The 16,427-nt window shown below is 34.4% G+C and carries 16 protein-coding genes; 11 read left to right on the forward strand and 5 right to left on the reverse strand.

What is annotated here, in order from left to right; translation table 11 throughout:
• Window positions 1–290: 290 nt before the first annotated feature.
• The 4 genes from cysS (at window position 291) to QWY86_RS09660 (ending at window position 4,695) form a co-directional block, all read left to right on the forward strand.
• Entirely contained in the window at window positions 291–1,751 is a 1,461-nt protein-coding gene (gene cysS / locus QWY86_RS09645) for a cysteine--tRNA ligase (RefSeq protein ID WP_290241353.1), read from the forward strand.
• 24 nt (window positions 1,752–1,775) lie between these two features.
• On the forward strand, window positions 1,776–2,759 hold the full coding sequence (locus tag QWY86_RS09650; RefSeq protein WP_290241354.1) for a M28 family peptidase: 984 nt from the start codon (window positions 1,776–1,778) through the stop codon (window positions 2,757–2,759).
• 92 nt (window positions 2,760–2,851) lie between these two features.
• On the forward strand, window positions 2,852–3,712 hold the full coding sequence (locus QWY86_RS09655) for a nuclear transport factor 2 family protein (protein ID WP_290241356.1): 861 nt from the start codon (window positions 2,852–2,854) through the stop codon (window positions 3,710–3,712).
• 98 nt (window positions 3,713–3,810) lie between these two features.
• Window positions 3,811–4,695: a glycerophosphodiester phosphodiesterase family protein gene (locus QWY86_RS09660; RefSeq protein ID WP_290241358.1), complete on the forward strand. Its 885-nt coding sequence runs from the start codon at window positions 3,811–3,813 to the stop codon at window positions 4,693–4,695.
• A 182-nt stretch (window positions 4,696–4,877) separates the two neighbouring features.
• On the opposite strand, the gene QWY86_RS09665 is transcribed toward QWY86_RS09660, so the two are convergent.
• The 4 genes from QWY86_RS09665 to QWY86_RS09680 all read right to left on the reverse strand — a co-directional run bounded on the left by QWY86_RS09665 (window position 4,878) and on the right by QWY86_RS09680 (window position 8,185).
• Window positions 4,878–5,075 (reverse strand): hypothetical protein, encoded by a 198-nt coding sequence (locus QWY86_RS09665; RefSeq protein ID WP_290241361.1) that lies wholly within the window; start codon window positions 5,073–5,075, stop codon window positions 4,878–4,880.
• A gap of 125 nt (window positions 5,076–5,200) precedes the next feature.
• Window positions 5,201–6,163: an AAA family ATPase gene (locus QWY86_RS09670; protein ID WP_290241363.1), complete on the reverse strand. Its 963-nt coding sequence runs from the start codon at window positions 6,161–6,163 to the stop codon at window positions 5,201–5,203.
• Window positions 6,164–6,168: 5 nt separating this feature from the next.
• Window positions 6,169–7,536 (reverse strand): peptidylprolyl isomerase, encoded by a 1,368-nt coding sequence (locus QWY86_RS09675; RefSeq protein ID WP_290241365.1) that lies wholly within the window; start codon window positions 7,534–7,536, stop codon window positions 6,169–6,171.
• A 61-nt stretch (window positions 7,537–7,597) separates the two neighbouring features.
• Window positions 7,598–8,185 (reverse strand): hypothetical protein, encoded by a 588-nt coding sequence (locus QWY86_RS09680; RefSeq protein ID WP_290241366.1) that lies wholly within the window; start codon window positions 8,183–8,185, stop codon window positions 7,598–7,600.
• A 104-nt stretch (window positions 8,186–8,289) separates the two neighbouring features.
• Here QWY86_RS09680 and QWY86_RS09685 point away from each other — a divergent pair, with 104 nt between their 5' ends.
• Window positions 8,290–8,943, forward strand: coding sequence for a hypothetical protein (locus QWY86_RS09685; RefSeq protein ID WP_290241368.1), 654 nt, complete (start codon window positions 8,290–8,292; stop codon window positions 8,941–8,943).
• A gap of 11 nt (window positions 8,944–8,954) precedes the next feature.
• Window positions 8,955–9,527, forward strand: coding sequence for a non-canonical purine NTP diphosphatase (locus QWY86_RS09690; protein WP_290241370.1), 573 nt, complete (start codon window positions 8,955–8,957; stop codon window positions 9,525–9,527).
• Here the strand turns inward: QWY86_RS09690 and QWY86_RS09695 are convergent, their stop codons facing one another.
• Entirely contained in the window at window positions 9,528–11,780 is a 2,253-nt protein-coding gene (locus QWY86_RS09695; RefSeq protein WP_290241373.1) for an OstA-like protein, read from the reverse strand.
• 64 nt (window positions 11,781–11,844) lie between these two features.
• Here QWY86_RS09695 and tilS point away from each other — a divergent pair, with 64 nt between their 5' ends.
• From tilS to QWY86_RS09720, 5 genes are all read left to right on the forward strand, one after another.
• Complete coding sequence (tilS, locus tag QWY86_RS09700) at window positions 11,845–13,176, forward strand: tRNA lysidine(34) synthetase TilS (RefSeq protein ID WP_290241375.1); 1,332 nt, start codon at window positions 11,845–11,847, stop codon at window positions 13,174–13,176.
• 1 nt (window position 13,177) lies between these two features.
• Window positions 13,178–13,672, forward strand: coding sequence for a hypothetical protein (locus tag QWY86_RS09705; protein ID WP_290241377.1), 495 nt, complete (start codon window positions 13,178–13,180; stop codon window positions 13,670–13,672).
• A gap of 133 nt (window positions 13,673–13,805) precedes the next feature.
• On the forward strand, window positions 13,806–14,270 hold the full coding sequence (locus QWY86_RS09710; protein WP_290241379.1) for a hypothetical protein: 465 nt from the start codon (window positions 13,806–13,808) through the stop codon (window positions 14,268–14,270).
• Window positions 14,263–14,703: a GxxExxY protein gene (locus QWY86_RS09715; RefSeq protein ID WP_290241382.1), complete on the forward strand. Its 441-nt coding sequence runs from the start codon at window positions 14,263–14,265 to the stop codon at window positions 14,701–14,703. Before QWY86_RS09710 ends, QWY86_RS09715 begins: the two co-directional genes overlap by 8 nt.
• A gap of 177 nt (window positions 14,704–14,880) precedes the next feature.
• Window positions 14,881–16,377, forward strand: coding sequence for an NAD(P)H-hydrate dehydratase (locus tag QWY86_RS09720; protein WP_290241384.1), 1,497 nt, complete (start codon window positions 14,881–14,883; stop codon window positions 16,375–16,377).
• Window positions 16,378–16,427: the final 50 nt, after the last annotated feature.

Consider the following 16,427-nt stretch of genomic DNA (forward strand, 5'->3'; position numbering starts at 1 on the left):
TTAGACCTTTATAAGTCTGGATTGCAGTATAGTTCACCCCTGCTTTTAAGGTTTCCGAATCAAAATTATCTCTTTTAAATAAAATTGAACAAACCTAAGGGATTGAAATGAAAAGCCCACAGCGTAGCGAGGACTTGTAATGAAAAGCAGGACTGAACATTAATTGAAATACAGGTTTTGCTCTCCTAATAAAAAAGATTTTGATTTATGTATTGTCAATTAACCAGTATCAACACTTAAACAATTAACCATTTTCCAAACAATCCGCTGGTAAATATTACATTTGCAATATGAATACTGGCTTACAGCTTTACAATACGCTTTCTCGTAAAAAAGAGCAATTTTTACCTTTAAATGCACCCAATGTTGGGATGTATGTTTGCGGTCCGACGGTTTACAGTGATGTGCATTTGGGCAATTGCCGTACGTTTATATCTTTCGATTTAATTTTCAGATACCTTAAATATGCAGGTTATAAGGTTCGTTACGTGCGAAATATTACCGATGCAGGTCATTTGGAAGGCGATAGAGATGAGGGCGATGATAAATTTGCAAAAAGAGCAAAGTTAGAGCAGCTTGAGCCGATGGAAATTGTACAGAAATATACGTTAGGTTTTCATGAGGTGTTACGTATGTTTAATACGCTGCCACCAAGTATAGAGCCGACTGCTACGGGCCATATTATCGAGCAAATTGAGATGATTAAAGTTATCATTGAAAATGGTTATGCTTACGAAATTGGTGGCAATGTTTATTTCGATGTAGAGAAATACAGCAAAGAATATAATTATACGATATTAACCAACCGCAATTTGGAAGACATGCTGAACAATACCCGTGAATTGGGTGGACAGGATGAAAAACGCGGTCGTTTGGATTTTGCATTATGGATAAAAGCAAAGCCAGAAACTTTAATGCAATGGCAATCGCCTTGGGGCATGGGTTTTCCGGGTTGGCATATCGAATGTTCGGCAATGAGTGCTAAATATCTTGGTGCCGAATTTGATATTCATGGCGGCGGGATGGATTTGGCGGCCACGCACCATACGAATGAAATTGCGCAGTCTGAAGCCTGCAGTCACCACCAACCGGCTCGCTTTTGGATGCATACCAATATGCTTACGGTAAATGGTACGCGTATGTCAAAATCTGCCGGAAATGGTTTCCTACCCTTGCAGTTATTCACCGGCGACCATCCTCTGCTTAGAAAAGGTTATAGCCCGATGACGGTGAAGTTTTTCATGCTTCAGGCACATTACCGCAGTACTTTAGATTTCTCCAATGATGCACTTGATGCTTCTGAAAAAGGTTTCAGGAGATTGATGGCATCGGTGAGTTTACTTGATAAACTTCAAACTTCTGCAGAAAGCGATTTCGATATTGATGCCATTAAGGAGAAATGTGTTAATGCAATGAACGATGATTTTAACAGTCCGGTTTTAATTGCCGAATTGTTTGAAGCGGTTAGAATTATTAATACGGTTTATGATGGCAAGGGCAAAATTACTGCCGTTGAATTGGATAAATTGAAGGCTTTAATAAGTGATTTTGTTGTTGATATTTTAGGTTTGAAGGATGAGGAATCTGATAACCTAGAGCTGAATAGCGTGTTGGATATGGTTATAAATCTTCGAAAAGAAGCGAAAGAAAATAAAGATTACGCTACATCTGATAAGATAAGAATCGGTTTGCAGGAACTCGGTATTCAGCTTAAGGATGGTAAGGAAGGTACGACCTGGAGTAAGGTTTAGGCTCTGGATTTAAACTATTAATAAATGAATAAAAAACTATTAATGATATGTGCGATTGCAATTTTTGCTTTCGAAGCCTGTAAAAGCGATAAAAAATCTAGAGAAGATGGCGAAACAGTTGCGCAAGAAATTAACTTGGTTTCTCCAGATTTTAATGCGGATAGCGCATTTGCCTACACAAAAGTACAGGTAGATTTTGGCCCAAGGATTCCGGGAACTGTGGCACATCAAAAATGTGCTGATTACTTGGTTGGAAAGTTAAAATCATTTGGTGCAAAAGTGAGCATTCAAGGTGAGCCGACTAAAACCTATGATGGTAAAACCTTTCAGCTAAAAAATATTCATGCAAGTTTTAATCCAGATAATAAAAACAGGGTGTTAATTACTGCTCATTGGGATGCACGACCATTTTCTGATCAAGATACCGATCCTGCAAACCATAACAAACAATTTGATGCGGCAAACGATGGCGGCAGTGGTGTTGCAATAATCCTTGAAATGGCTCGTCAAATTCAACAAAAACAACCAAATGTGGGTGTAGATTTTATACTATGGGATTTGGAAGATTATGGCAAAGCCAATGATGAAACACCAGAGGAAACCACCTGGTGTCTAGGTTCTCAATATTGGGCGAAAAATGTTTCGAAAACAGGTTATAAAGCAATATATGGTATCAATCTGGATATGGTTGGTGGTGGAAATGCTCAATTTACTCAGGATGAAATATCCCTTCAGAATGCGCCGGAAGTTGTGAATAAGGTTTGGAATATTGGAAGCGAAATTGGTTATTCATCTTATTTTGTAAGCATTCCAAGTGGAAGATTGGTAGATGATCATTTCTGGATAAACAAAGCCGGAATTCCTTGTATTGATATTATCCATTATAGTGATAATAGTGGGTTCTACATCAACTGGCATACTCAGCTGGATAATTTAGCAAACATTGATAAAAATACCTTAAAAGCGACAGGGCAAACCGTTCTGGAAACCATTTATCGCGAAAAATAATAATGTTTAATTGTTGATTACTTTTATAAACTCAGCCGAAAGAAAATTTTATATTCGCTCAACACTAATTAAAAAATAATAAATATCTACAAATGAAACATATCTTCTCTACCGCATTAGCTTCACTTTTAGCATTTGGTGCCTTTGCACAAAAAAGTGATGGAACCACAAAATCTTTAGTTAATGCAGAAAAAGAATTTGCTAAATCGATAGCAAAAAGCGGCGATAAAGAATCTTACATAGAATACTCATCAGCAAATGCATTAGTTTTCAGACCGAACCCAGTTAACGCAAAAACTTTCTATGCAGGTCAATCAAAAGGCATGAACGAAGTAAGTTGGGAGCCAAATTTAGCAAAGGTTTCTAAAAGTGGCGATTGGGGATTTACAACCGGGAATTACCAGGTTGGTACATCAGAAAAAAAATATGGTCAGTATTTATCTATTTGGAAGGTAGAAAGTGGCAAATGGAAACTGGCAATTGATTTAGGCACGGAAACTAATAAACCATTAAATAAAATTGCAGATAGATTTGTGGAGCCAAAAGAACACATTGCGCCTAAAACTTTTATAAACGAGAAGGAAATTAAAGCAGGTAAAGATGTAATTTTAACTACTGAAAAAACACTTAATACCTTTCTTAAAACACATGGTATTGGTGCTTTTGGTGGCTTTTTGACTAACGATGCCCGTTTGCTTTTTCCTGGAAACGAAGCGATTGAGGGTAAAGGTAAAATTGTTGCTTTTTACAACAGTATGGTTAGTAAAATTAACTTAAAAACTACAGGAGTTGATAAGGCTGCAGGAAGCGATTTTGCTTACACTTATGGTGTTGCAACAATTGATTACAAAGCTGATTTACGTGAAAGCTTTAATTATGTTTTTGTTTATGAAAAAGCAGCTGATGCTAGTTGGAACTTAATTGTTCAGGCTTTTGTACCAGCTGAAAGATAATTTATAATGTGAACTTGAAAAGGGCTGTCCGTAAAAAGAAAGCCCTTTTTTTTTATATCTAAACCTTAAATATTACGTTATTTTACAAAATGAATTTCATGCTTAAAAAACTAATACTCGTTCAGCTTATAATTTTAACTTTTATAAATGTATTTGCCCAAAAACAAAAGTTTGATATTCAGGGTAAAGCAGGTGCAAGAGGTATAATGCCAGAAAATACCATTCGAGGAATGCTTAAAGCCTTGGATTTGGGCGTTAATACGCTCGAAATAGATGCTGTTATTTCAAAAGATAAACAAGTAATACTTTCTCAGGAACCATATTTTAATACTGAAATTTCTTTGCAACCCAATGGAAAGGCAATAACTTTTAAGGAGCAAAAGAACTTTAATATTTATAAAATGACCTATGAGGAGATTAAGAAATTTGATGTAGGCAGTAAGATTCATAATCGTTTTCCGGGGCAGATGAAGTTTAAAGCTTATAAGCCTTCTCTATCTGAAACTATTGATGCTGTAGAAGCTTACGTGAAGCAGAATAAACTGCCAAAACCAATGTACAGTATTGAAACTAAAACCATAAAAAATGGCGATAATGAGTTTCATCCCGAACCGGCCGAATTTGTAGAATTGATTATGGGGGTAATTAATGAAAAGAAACTTGCTAAAAGGGTTATAATTCAATCTTTTGATATGCGTACACTGCAGTATTTACATGAGAAATATCCTAAAATTCAAACCTCATTATTGATAGATGAAAAGGAACCGTTCGAAGATTATATTGAAAAACTAGGATTTAAACCGACTATTTACAGTCCATATTCTGTTTTGGTTGGCAAGGGTTTAGTAGATAGATGTCATGCAATGGGCGTTAAAATTATCCCGTGGACGGTTAACACAACTAAGGATATTAAGTATTTTATGAGCTTGGGGGTTGATGGTGTAATTACTGATTTCCCTAATTTAATGAATCAGATTAAGTAAAAAGGATTTTGGTTCTTTTGCGATTACTGAAGCAAAAACAATAAAATCGTCATTGCGAGGCACGAAGCAATGATGGAAAAATATTAAATTCACTTTAAGCATACTTTAATATTGACTAAACAAAAAAGACCTGATAACTAAAATTATCAGGTCTTTTTTGTTATCTATTTATTATGCTAATCTTAATGATGAGGTTTTGCTTCTTCAGTATGTGTAGCTTCTGTTTTTCCATGTTCTGATGAATTACCTTCTTCTGCATGATGAAATATTGGCCTGGTAAATACAACGCAAAGGATTAAAACAATAATCCATACGGTTAGTGGTAATGCCCAAATCCCTTTTGTTTGCTGAACCGGTGCGTGTGAGTCGTGAGCTGACATATCTAATATTTTTGATTTATAATTTATGCTTTGTTATGAGTTGTAAAGATAACAACAATGTTCAAAAAAATAAATTTTAAGGCTTATAGTTTAATTGATTATGCTTTTTATTTATCAAAGTTATTTTAAAGCAAATCTTTAATTATTTTCTCAATAGACAAACCTTCGGCTTCAGCACGGTAATTTCTAACAATGCGATGGCGCAGAATGGGTTCGGCAATCGCCTGAACATCTTCAATATCGGGCGCATATTTTCCGCTTATTGCAGCATGGCATTTTGCCCCTAAAACTAAAAATTGAGATGCTCTTGGACCAGCGCCCCAGCTTACATACTTGTTTATTGCTTCTGTAGCAAACTCGGTATTTGGGCGGGTTTTAGCCGCCAGTTTAACGGCATACTCCAAAACATTATCTGTAACAGGAATATCTCTGATTAGTTTCTGGAAATATTGAATATCATCAGCATGAATAATTTTTTGTAGCTGATTAGTTTTGTTGCTTGTTGTATTCCTAACGATATTCAGCTCGTCTGCAAACGCAGGATAATTTAGCTGTATGTTGAACATGAAACGGTCTAACTGCGCCTCGGGGAGTGGGTAAGTGCCTTCCTGCTCAATTGGATTTTGTGTAGCCAGAACGAAAAATGGTTTCGGTAAGGTATGCGTTTGTCCGGCTGCGGTAACCGATTTCTCTTGCATTGCTTCTAACAAAGCTGCCTGAGTTTTCGGTGGCGTTCTGTTAATTTCATCGGCAAGAATAATATTTGAGAAAACAGGGCCTTTAATAAATTTAAAGTGTCTGTCTTCTCCTAAAATTTCTGCACCGATAATATCACTCGGCATTAAATCGGGTGTAAACTGAATACGGTTAAAATCTAAATCTAATACTGATGCTACAGTTTGTACAAGTAAAGTTTTGGCTAATCCGGGTACACCAACCAGTAAACAATGTCCGTTACTGAAAATGGCGATTAAAACGGATTTTATGATATCATCCTGCCCAACAACAATCTTGCTTATTTCAGTTTTGATGGTGTTAAACGATTGGTGCAGGGCATCTACTGCTTCTACTTCATTTTTGTACTGCATGGGCATTACTTACTTTCCGTTTCGGTTTTTGTTTTGGTCCAGATTTTTAAACCATCACAAATTTGGAATTCCGGGTCAATCTTAATATATGTACTTTCTCTGCGCTTCTCAAACCACTCGCTTAATGTGCGGTTGGTTTTATCATCCTGCGCAGCAGCTTTAATTTTTGGAAAATCCTGAACTAAGTTTGCTTTGTGAGGTGGTATTTTAGATTTTAGGTACAAAATTCTGTAACCTTGTTTGCCATCGGCAGCCGTAAATAATTCTGGTTTAGAAATGCCTCCAACTTTCATCGTATCAATAACTAAAAATACTGCCGGGTCCAATTTATCAATCGGAATAAATGTAGTTCTGCTTTGTACATTTTCAGCATTAAGCATCATACCACCGTTATATTTTGTTTCTTTATTATCAGAATATAAATTTGCAGCAGCAGCAAAGCTTAATTTTTTTGCCATGATGTTATTATAAATACTATCTGCATGAAGTTTAGTACGATCGATACTTGCCTGTGTGCTTTTCGGCATAATTAATATGTGACGGGCATGAACCTGCTCACCTCTTCTTTCAATAACCTGTAAAATGTGGAATCCAAATTCGGTTTCAAATACTGGCGACATTTCTCCGGCCTTAAGTTTAAAGGCCCAAGAAGTAAATTCTTTTGCCATCTGGCTTCTGTCGAAGAAACCTAAATCACCTCCATCACCAACTGAACCAGGATCTTCTGAGTATGCTTTTGCTAATGCGCCAAAATCTTCACCACCTTTAATTCTCAAGCGTAAGGCTTCAATTTTATCATGAAATCTTTCTTTCTCTGCTTTAGTTAATTGAGGGTTCAAAATTACTTCTCCAACTTCAACCTCTGTGTTAAATTCTGGAAGTGTATCACCTAAAGATTTGTAGTATTTTTCTACTTCTAACGGTGTTACGTTGATGTTTTCAGTAATTTTCGATTGCATTTTTTGAGCAATCAATTCATCTTTAATTGATGGTCTGATTTCGTCTTTATATTGAAGAACAGATTTGTTTAAGAACTGCTCTAAACGTTCTTGCCCACCTGCACGGTTAATGCTATAACGCATACGTCTGTTAACTTCATCATCAACCTGGCTATCATCAACCATAATCGAATCGATTTCTGCCTGTTGTTTTAGCAACTTCTGTATTAAAGTGTTTTCTAAAATTTTACATTTAATGTTCGGGTCAGCTGTCTGCCCCTGATACAAAATTTGCGTGTATTGTTGATTAATATCCGATAGGAGAATAATATTATTTCCTACAACAGCAGCAACTTTATCTATATTGTTTTTTTGAGCGTATGTGTTTATAAACAAGCTCAATAACGCAGTTACTACTAAAAAAACTTTCTTCATTCTATTTATTGTATTTTGCAAATTTAATATTAATGGCCTTATTAATTAAATCTCTAGCGATTTATAGTCTTGCTAACTTTCGCAATTCGTTCTCATTAATTTTAACCTGATACTTTTGTTTTAAGTTATTTAACCAGTTTTCCTCTAATTTTTGCTGATAATCGGCAACAACTTCGCCTCTCACTTCGCTTAATGGTTTATTGTAATTTTGTTGATGTTTTTGATAATAATCGTTAATCGCTTGTTCATCATCCTGAGCTTTGCTCCAAATTTTTTGTTCAGAAACGTTAAACATAAGCACGCCTTCTCGATATTCGTTAATCAAAAAATCATGATCTTTGCCTTTATTGCTTGCTTTTTTATGTTCCGCTAAAGCGTTTTCGTAAGTTTTTACTTCTTCCTTATAACCCTCATTTTTATCAAAACCCATATCTCTTGCATCAAGCACTTTAAGCTTAAAATTGATGTATAAGTTTAAATAGTTTGCAAGATCATTATAGTCTGTAGAGGCATTTCCGTTGTGGCTTTTTTTGTAAGCCCACATAAACTCCTTACTACTTAAAGGCTTATTGTTAATTGTAGCAACATTTTGGGCAAATGTAGAGCCAGTAAAAAAACTAAAAACAAATAAGCAATAAGCTTTTCTCACACAGAGGGTTCTATAAATTTTAATGGATAAAAGTAACAATTAGCGGAGCTATTATAAGATATTTAACTAATTTTAACAGATATTATTTTAGTGCAAAAATACGAATGGAAAACCAGCTTACCAACAATGCCAACGCTTTACGATTATTTTTTACAGATGATGTTTTTCTGGTAGAAGATAATTCGGTAGTAATGCAGGCTAGTGAAGCTTCAAAGCTGGTTTTAGCCTCAGAAGTGGATTCTTTAGCGGGGGTTAAAAACGATACTAATCAAGCTAAAGAAAGTGGTTTAAATGACGTTATTCAATCTAATGAAGTTAAAAATTATGCTGAAAACGTCGTAAATACTGCTATTCTTGAAGAACCATTACAGCCCAAAAACTTTAAATTTTTAGGTGGTAATAAAAAATCTGTATTGATTCTTGTACATGATGATACCAATCCTGTAAGTACAGAACAGGGTAGAGAATTGTTAAGGAAAATCGTTAAGGCGATAGATTTAAGTACGCCAGATTTTGCGCTGTTAAATTATGCATCATACGCTGATGCTGATTTTTCTGAACTAAATAGTTTCTTTAAGCCAAAATTATTGCTGGCCTTTGGAATACAAACAAATCATTTAAAACTAGATTTGATTTGGGCAGGTGAAGTAATTACCCATCAAAATACCAGGATGATTTTTGCTCCAAATCTGCACGATTTGGATGCTGATGTTGCTGCGAAGAAAAAGCTTTGGGCAAACCTTCAAATTATAAAGTAGATTTTTTTTAAATGAAGAAATTAGTATTTGCAACAAATAATCAGCACAAAACAGAAGAAATTCGGGCAGCTTTAAATGGTAAGTATGAAGTTTTAAATCTGCAAGATATTGGCTGCGATACCGATATTCCTGAAACGGCGGATACTTTTGATGGTAATGCAACCTTAAAAAGTACCTATGTTGTTGAGCATTATAACATCGATTGCTTTGCAGATGATAGTGGTTTGGAAATTGAAGCTTTAAATAATGAGCCAGGTGTTTTTTCTGCAAGATACTCTGGAAGCAGAGATAGTTCTGAAAACATTCAACTGGTTTTAAGGAAAATGCAAGGTTTGAAAAATCGAAAAGCAAGGTTTAAAACTGTAATTTCACTAATGCAAAATGGCACTAATCATCTGTTTGAAGGTGTAATTAACGGCACAATAAGAGAAGAATTATCTGGAACAAATGGTTTTGGCTACGACCCAATCTTTCAGCCAGATGGTTATGACATAACTTTCGCGGAGATGGATTTGTTAAAAAAGAATGAAATCAGTCATCGTGCCTTGGCACTTCAGAAAATGGTAGCATTTCTAAAATCTTAACTACTGCTTTGGCGCAATTTTTAGTTTATTTAAAGTTGAATCTTTTTTAGGCAAAATTGGTTTAATCTCATTTAACAAAGAATCTGTTTTTGCTGAAGTTTTAGGTGCCACAGCTTTTGAAATGTTTTTATCGGTTTGCATAACTTTAGTTTGAGGTAAAGTTGACTTTTTTGTTGCTGATGGCTTTGCAGCTGGCGCTTTAATCTTTGTCTTAGGCTTTCCTGATGAACCGATAGCCTCTTTTTTAGAACGCGGTCTTTCTTTTGGCTTCCAAGAAAAGCCCTTTAAAACATTATCTTTTGGTATTTTATTTTCAGGATTTATAGCAGCCTCTACATTGTTAATGTAAGTAATATCATCAATGTCGTTTTCTTTAAATGTAAACTTTATTCTGCTACTAAGGGTTTGGTTCATTTCTTTATAAACCTTTGTGCTATCATCTTGGGTGTAGTAAATACTTTCTGCATTTCCATCAACATATAAAGTTTTCAGTTTTCCTTCTGAGAAAAAACCAGTCATAAATCTGCCTTTGATTTGATTAAAACGCAAAGAATCTGCAGGAGTATTAACAAGAAATGAATTTCTAAAAGCTTGCAGGTTGTTCAATTTATTGTTTTTAAATTGGACATAAATTGTATCACCAACCATTTGAGAGCCTTCCGACCAAACAATCGGGTTTACAAAACAACGTAAGGTAGAGTCGGCACTTGTGTAAAACAAGCTATCCGTTTTTGCTTGAATGTTGCTCTTAAAAATCTTCACATTATGATAAGCTTTAATTGTTCTGGTTTGAATTGTATCTGCAGGATTTATAGCAGAGTCTGGCTTTAAAACTTTGCTTGTAGCATCCTTCAGATTTTTTACTACAGCATTTTTATTTGCTAAACCATTTGCTGTTGTATTAACTGCTTTTTTTGCCGCAACATTTGCCAAAGCTTTTTTTGCCTGCAAGCTATCTTTTAATTTAGTTGCAGACTTTATCGTAGAGTCGGGTTTGAGTTTTGATGCAACACTTTTCAAACTATCTGTTTTGATTAATTTATCCGCTAGAGAATCTGTTTTTAATTTTGTGCTATCTGCAATAATTTGTTTCAATAAATCGGGTTTGGCTGGTACATTCTTATCACCACGTTTATTTTTTGAATTCTTATTGTTTTTTGTTTCAGGTTTAGTCGCTATTTTAGGTTCAGAAGGGATTTTTTCTTCTTTTTCTGGTTTTTCGGTTGTACCACCTTCATCCTCGTCTTCACCAACCTGGTTATCAGCCTTCACAGAAATCTTCGGAACAAGTTTTAGCGTTTTTTGTAAAACCATTTGTGTTTCCAAGGTATCAGCACCTAGACGAAGAGTATCAGGTCGTTTTTTATCTTTTACGGTTACAGAGTCGCCTGAAATAATATCAACATAAGCATTTTTAGTTACCAATGTGCGTTGGTCTATTTTGTAATAATAGCCCAAATCGCCAAACATTTTGGTGCCGTCTTTTTTATCTGTAAAAACAATGTTTTTTACCGCTTTTCCGTAACCTGCTTTTCCGTAATAATATAAGCTATCACCTTTTAACGATTTTGTATCCTGCGTGTATAAGTTTTTCTTGCCAAAATAGGCATCTTCAGTTAAAGTATTATATGCACCGTTTTCTGTGTACATATTATCATCTTTGCCTTTAATGTTCGTTGGTCCGTAAAAGTAGGTCCATTTGGTATCTACATTGTATCGCATCGTATCCGACTTAATTGTACTCTGCGGCGTTACAACTAAAACATTATATCTAAAATAAGCATCGCTGCTATTATTAAAGTAATATCCGTTTTTGCTGGTTAAGGTTACATCCTGCGTTTCAATTTTACCACCACTGGTGTAGGTGCCAATTTTTGCAACCATGTCATAATCTAAAATGTTCGTAGTAAGGGTAGATTTGGGGTCGACCATTTTGACATTTCCGGTTAAATGCGCATGTTTTTTATTACCGTCATACTGCAATTCATCAGAATAAATATCTGTTGTTAGCTGTTGGATGTGTACATTTTTGTAAGCTTCAAAATAATTTCTTTCCGTGTAAAATACAGCACTATCACATGTTAGTGTCGCATTATCTTGTTGAAAAACCGGATTGATAAGATAAAGTGCCTTCTTTTTGGTATCGCCAGTAACCCTTGTAGAGTTTATAATTTTTATAATTGAGCCTTTTTTTTGCCCAAACAGTAGCACCGGACTTATTAAAAAGAATAGAAAGACAAATATTTTTTGCACCCTACAAAGTTAGTTTTTTGTTTCGAACGTTCAGAAACCGATTAAAATTAAATATTTTTGATGAATGTTACCTTTAAAACAATTTCAGGATTTTATTGAACAGCACAATCTGTTTACAAATGGTAACAAAATTTTGCTTGCCGTAAGTGGAGGCAAAGATTCGGTATTAATGCTTCATTTATTCAAAGCCTTAGGAGTTAATATTGGTGTAGCGCATTGTAACTTCAATTTACGGGCAGATGAAGCAACGCGTGATGAGCATTTTGTTAAAATGTTATCCGCATCGTTAAATCTTACTTTCCATTTAACGCATTTTGATACGAAAAAATATGCCGCTGAAAATAAAATTTCTACACAAATGGCAGCACGGGCACTTCGTTACCAATGGTTTGAAGAAATTAGAGCGCAAAACGGATATGATTATATTGCGCTTGCACAACACCAAAACGATGCTGTAGAAACTGTATTGATTAATTTGGTTAGGGGAACAGGAATTAGTGGTTTACATGGTATTTTGCCTAAACGGGATAAACTAATTCGCCCGATTTTGTTCTTAAGCAAAGCAGAAATTAATACTTTAATCGATGAGCATGACTTATCTTTTGTAGAAGACAGCTCCAATTTGAGTGCAAATTATACGAGAAATAAAATTCGTTTAGATGTAATTCCGCATCTCCAAAAGATAAATCCTAATCTGGAACATACTTTTGCTCAAAATATAAACCGATTTAGCCAATTAGAGGAGTTTTTTAACTTACATATTCAGCAATTAAATAGCGAAATTGTTCAGCAAAGAAAGGATGGTATATACATCGCAATAGCAGAAATTGAAAAACTTAAGCCAATAAATCTTCTGTTATTTGAACTGTTAAAGCCATACAATTTTTCTGAATCTGTAATTTCATTACTGTTAAATAATCTTGGTAAGCAAAGTGGTTTAAGATTTTTAAGTGAAACGCATCAAGCATTGATAGATAGGGATTATTTAATCATTTCTTCATTAATTGAAAGTGTGAACCAATATAAAATGATTCATGGAAACGAAAACGAGTTTCAATTTGGGGCGCATCATTTTAGTTTAAATTTTACAAATGATATTGCATATACCATCGATAAAAGATTGCTGTATGTTGATGCTGGTAAATTAATTTTCCCATTGATAATGAGGAATTGGCAGCAAGGAGATAAATTTATGCCACTTGGTATGCGTAGTTTTAAAAAGTTAAGCGATTTTTTTATCGACGAAAAAATTTCTATTCATCTAAAGAATGATATCCCAATTTTGATTAATGGAAATGGTGATGTAATTTGGATTGCTGGCTTTAGACAGGATAACCGCTATAAATTAACCAAGGCAACGAAAAAAGTTGCTATATTCGAAATCAAAATTAAATAAGTTGGAAAGCAAATACGCGTATATCGAAAAACAATACATTGGCCGTGATTATGTTCGCATTTTCATTAGATTAATTATGGCTGCATTTTGTTTTGCTGCATATGTTTACGAACGCGACCGAGATAATACGCAAGATTTGTTTCTTGTAGTAGGTTTCGGAATTATCGGCGTTTCAATGCTTCTACTTTTCCTTATTCAATACAAAATTATTGTTGATAACGGTAGTATGATTTTAGACGGCCTTTGGACTACCAAACGCGTTAAAATCGATTTAAATAGTATAGTTGATGTAAGAAAGGCAACCTATAGTCGTTATTTTTTTAATAATCCGGTATATAACCTACATACAAAAGGCACAATTCGCTTCTATTCTTCGGGTAAAGATGCGGTAGTTTTAACTGATCGCGATGGTTTGGAGTATTTTATTGGTACTCAGCGACCTAATGAATTGTTTCTGGTTATTAAAGAGGAAATGAAAAGTTTAAACCAATCCTAATTGTAGAGAAAAATCCTCATTATTACTACAATTATCTCATTTCTCCCCACAAAATTTTAGAAACCTTCTAAATAGAGCGTTTTACTGAGCGGCATACTTCTTGGGTATTGATTTGCAATCCAAACAGATTGTAATGATAAAATTCCTATTTGCTATACTTCTTGTAACAACTTGTAAAGTATCGATGGCTCAAACCTACACAGCCAATGTATCTCAAGACTCGGTGAAAACACTTAACAACAGAATCGAGTTATTAAAAACTAATGTTAAAATTCTGGAACTGAAAGTTAAGGAATCTGAAGAGGAAGCGGCAGTAGAAAAATTGCGTTTAAAACTTTTGGAAGCTAATGGAAAGGCAAAAGCATCAGTAGAAGAATCAAATACATATTCAAGTAAAACGGTTAGTGGCTCATCAATAGATATGAAATCTATGGATAAAATGTCTATGAAGGTTAAAGGTGATGCTGCTGAAGCTCGGAAAGCCCTTCAGAAGTTTAATAAACAAGTTGCTAACGTAGAAGAAGTTAGAGCAGAGATAAAAACAGAGGAGCGGAAAATAGGTTACAGAAAGCCATCTGTTGTTTTCAGTTATGAATAATTTATTTTTTGAAGATCTGCCTAACAGTAAAGATATGTTATATAAGAATGCCTTAACAGAAATACCTTCACGCAGCGAATTTATGGTCCTGATTAATATTGCAATGAAAATCCATAGGCATTTAGGTAAAAACTTAAACGCTGGCTTGTACAAACAGGCTTTCGAGGCAGAGTTAGCTGATAAGGGTATTAGCTTTGTAGCAAATAAGCAATATGATGTAAGTTATAATGGAGTTATTCTAAACTATAAGTTTCATGTAGATTTTTTGGTTGAGAATGATGTTTTAGTAATTGTTAAATCTAGTAAGCAAACATTAGATATAATCGAAACTAGTGTTTATCAAAAGTTGGTAACACCAAAACCAAAAACCGTTTTAATAATCAATTTCTATGAAGATTTACTTCAATTTAAAAAGATTATAATTAACGAGTAAATCTAATTGTAGTGTTTGTTTGTAAAGATTAATTAGCTCTAATTTATAGCTTGTCCTGTTATCTAAAGTATGATTATAAGTTTAAACCTTGAATTTCGATTTTTGAAATTTCTGTTTGGATTATTATCAAACAAATCTTAATAAATTTTATTATTGCTAAAACCATATATTCGTTTTATGCAAACACTGCTAACCAGTACACAAATGCATGATGTTGATAAGTTTACAATTATCAATACGCCAATCGCATCTATAGATTTAATGGAAAATGCAGCAAGAGCATTTACACATTGTTTATTAAAAGAAGAATTTGATATTCATAAAAGCATTGCTATTTTTTGTGGTAAGGGCAATAATGGTGGAGATGGCTTAGCAATTGCTCATGTTCTGCTACAAAACGGCTACCAAAATATAAAAATTTACATTGTTGATTTTAGTGAGAAAGAAAGCGTAGACTTTACAATAAATCTGCAACGCATTGAAGAATCAAAATGTAAGAAATTTATTCTTAGTAAATCTTCCAGCTTAAAAAATATTTCTTCTGATATCATAATCGATGCAATCTTGGGTTCTGGTTTAAACAGGGAATTATCTGGAGATTACTTGGAACTGGTTTCCAAAATAAATTCTTCAAATAAGAAAATTTATGCTGTAGATATCCCAACGGGTTTTTTCTCAGAAGGAAAACTTCCTGATACATATTTTGGTATTAAAGCATATAAAACCATTTGTTTCGAACGACCAAAAATTAATTTCTTTTTTCCTGAAAGTAGCCCTGCAACCGAAAAATTCGAGGTTGTAAACATTGGTTTGAATCAGGAATACCTTCAAAATCAAGAATCTGATTTTTATTTGATTGAATATGAAGATATTCAGAGAACAATTAAACCCCGCAAACTTTTTAGTCATAAAGGGACTTATGGTCATGCATTAATTGTTGCAGGAAACAACAAAACGATGGGTGCTGCATTGTTGGCAAGTAAAGCCTGCTTGTACTCAGGTGCCGGATTAACAACTGCCTGTAGCCCAAATGCTGGTTTAATAGCGCTCAATACTGCAATGCCAGAGGTTATGGCCGTAGAACGTGAAGAAATTACTTCTGTTGAAAGCATTGCAAGTTATAATTCAATCGCAATTGGGCCTGGGCTAGGTATTTCTGAGGAAAATGAGGAGTTTTTAGAAAAATTAATCTCTTTTAATAAATCACTTATCATTGATGCTGATGCTTTAAATATTCTATCTAAAAGACAAGATTTGCTTGCAAAAATTCCTGTCAATTCAATCTTAACACCACACATTAAAGAATTTGATAGGATTTTTGGAATACATAAAAGCTGGTGGGATAGAGTTGCGACCGCCAAAATTCAAGCACAAAAGTTAAATGTGATAATTGTTTTAAAAAATCAATTTACTTTCATCTGTACACCCAAAGGTAAGGTTTACATTAATCCTACTGGTAATCCTGCAATGGCTCAAGGCGGTATGGGCGATGTTCTAACCGGAATTATTGCGGCCTTTGTTGCTCAAAAGTACAATGCGTTTGATTCTGCACTGCTTGCTTGTTATCTACATGGTAAAGCTGGCGATAGCTTAGCCACAGAAAAGGCTGTTGTTACAGCATCAGAAGTAGCAGAAAGAATAGCTTTTGAATTAAAAGCTGCTTTAACGGGTTAAAATATTGTAATTAACATTAATGAAGAGTTCTCAAAACAAAAAAGGCCTGA

The sequence above is a fragment of the Pedobacter aquatilis genome, from assembly GCF_030409415.1.
GTDB lineage: Bacteria > Bacteroidota > Bacteroidia > Sphingobacteriales > Sphingobacteriaceae > Pedobacter > Pedobacter aquatilis.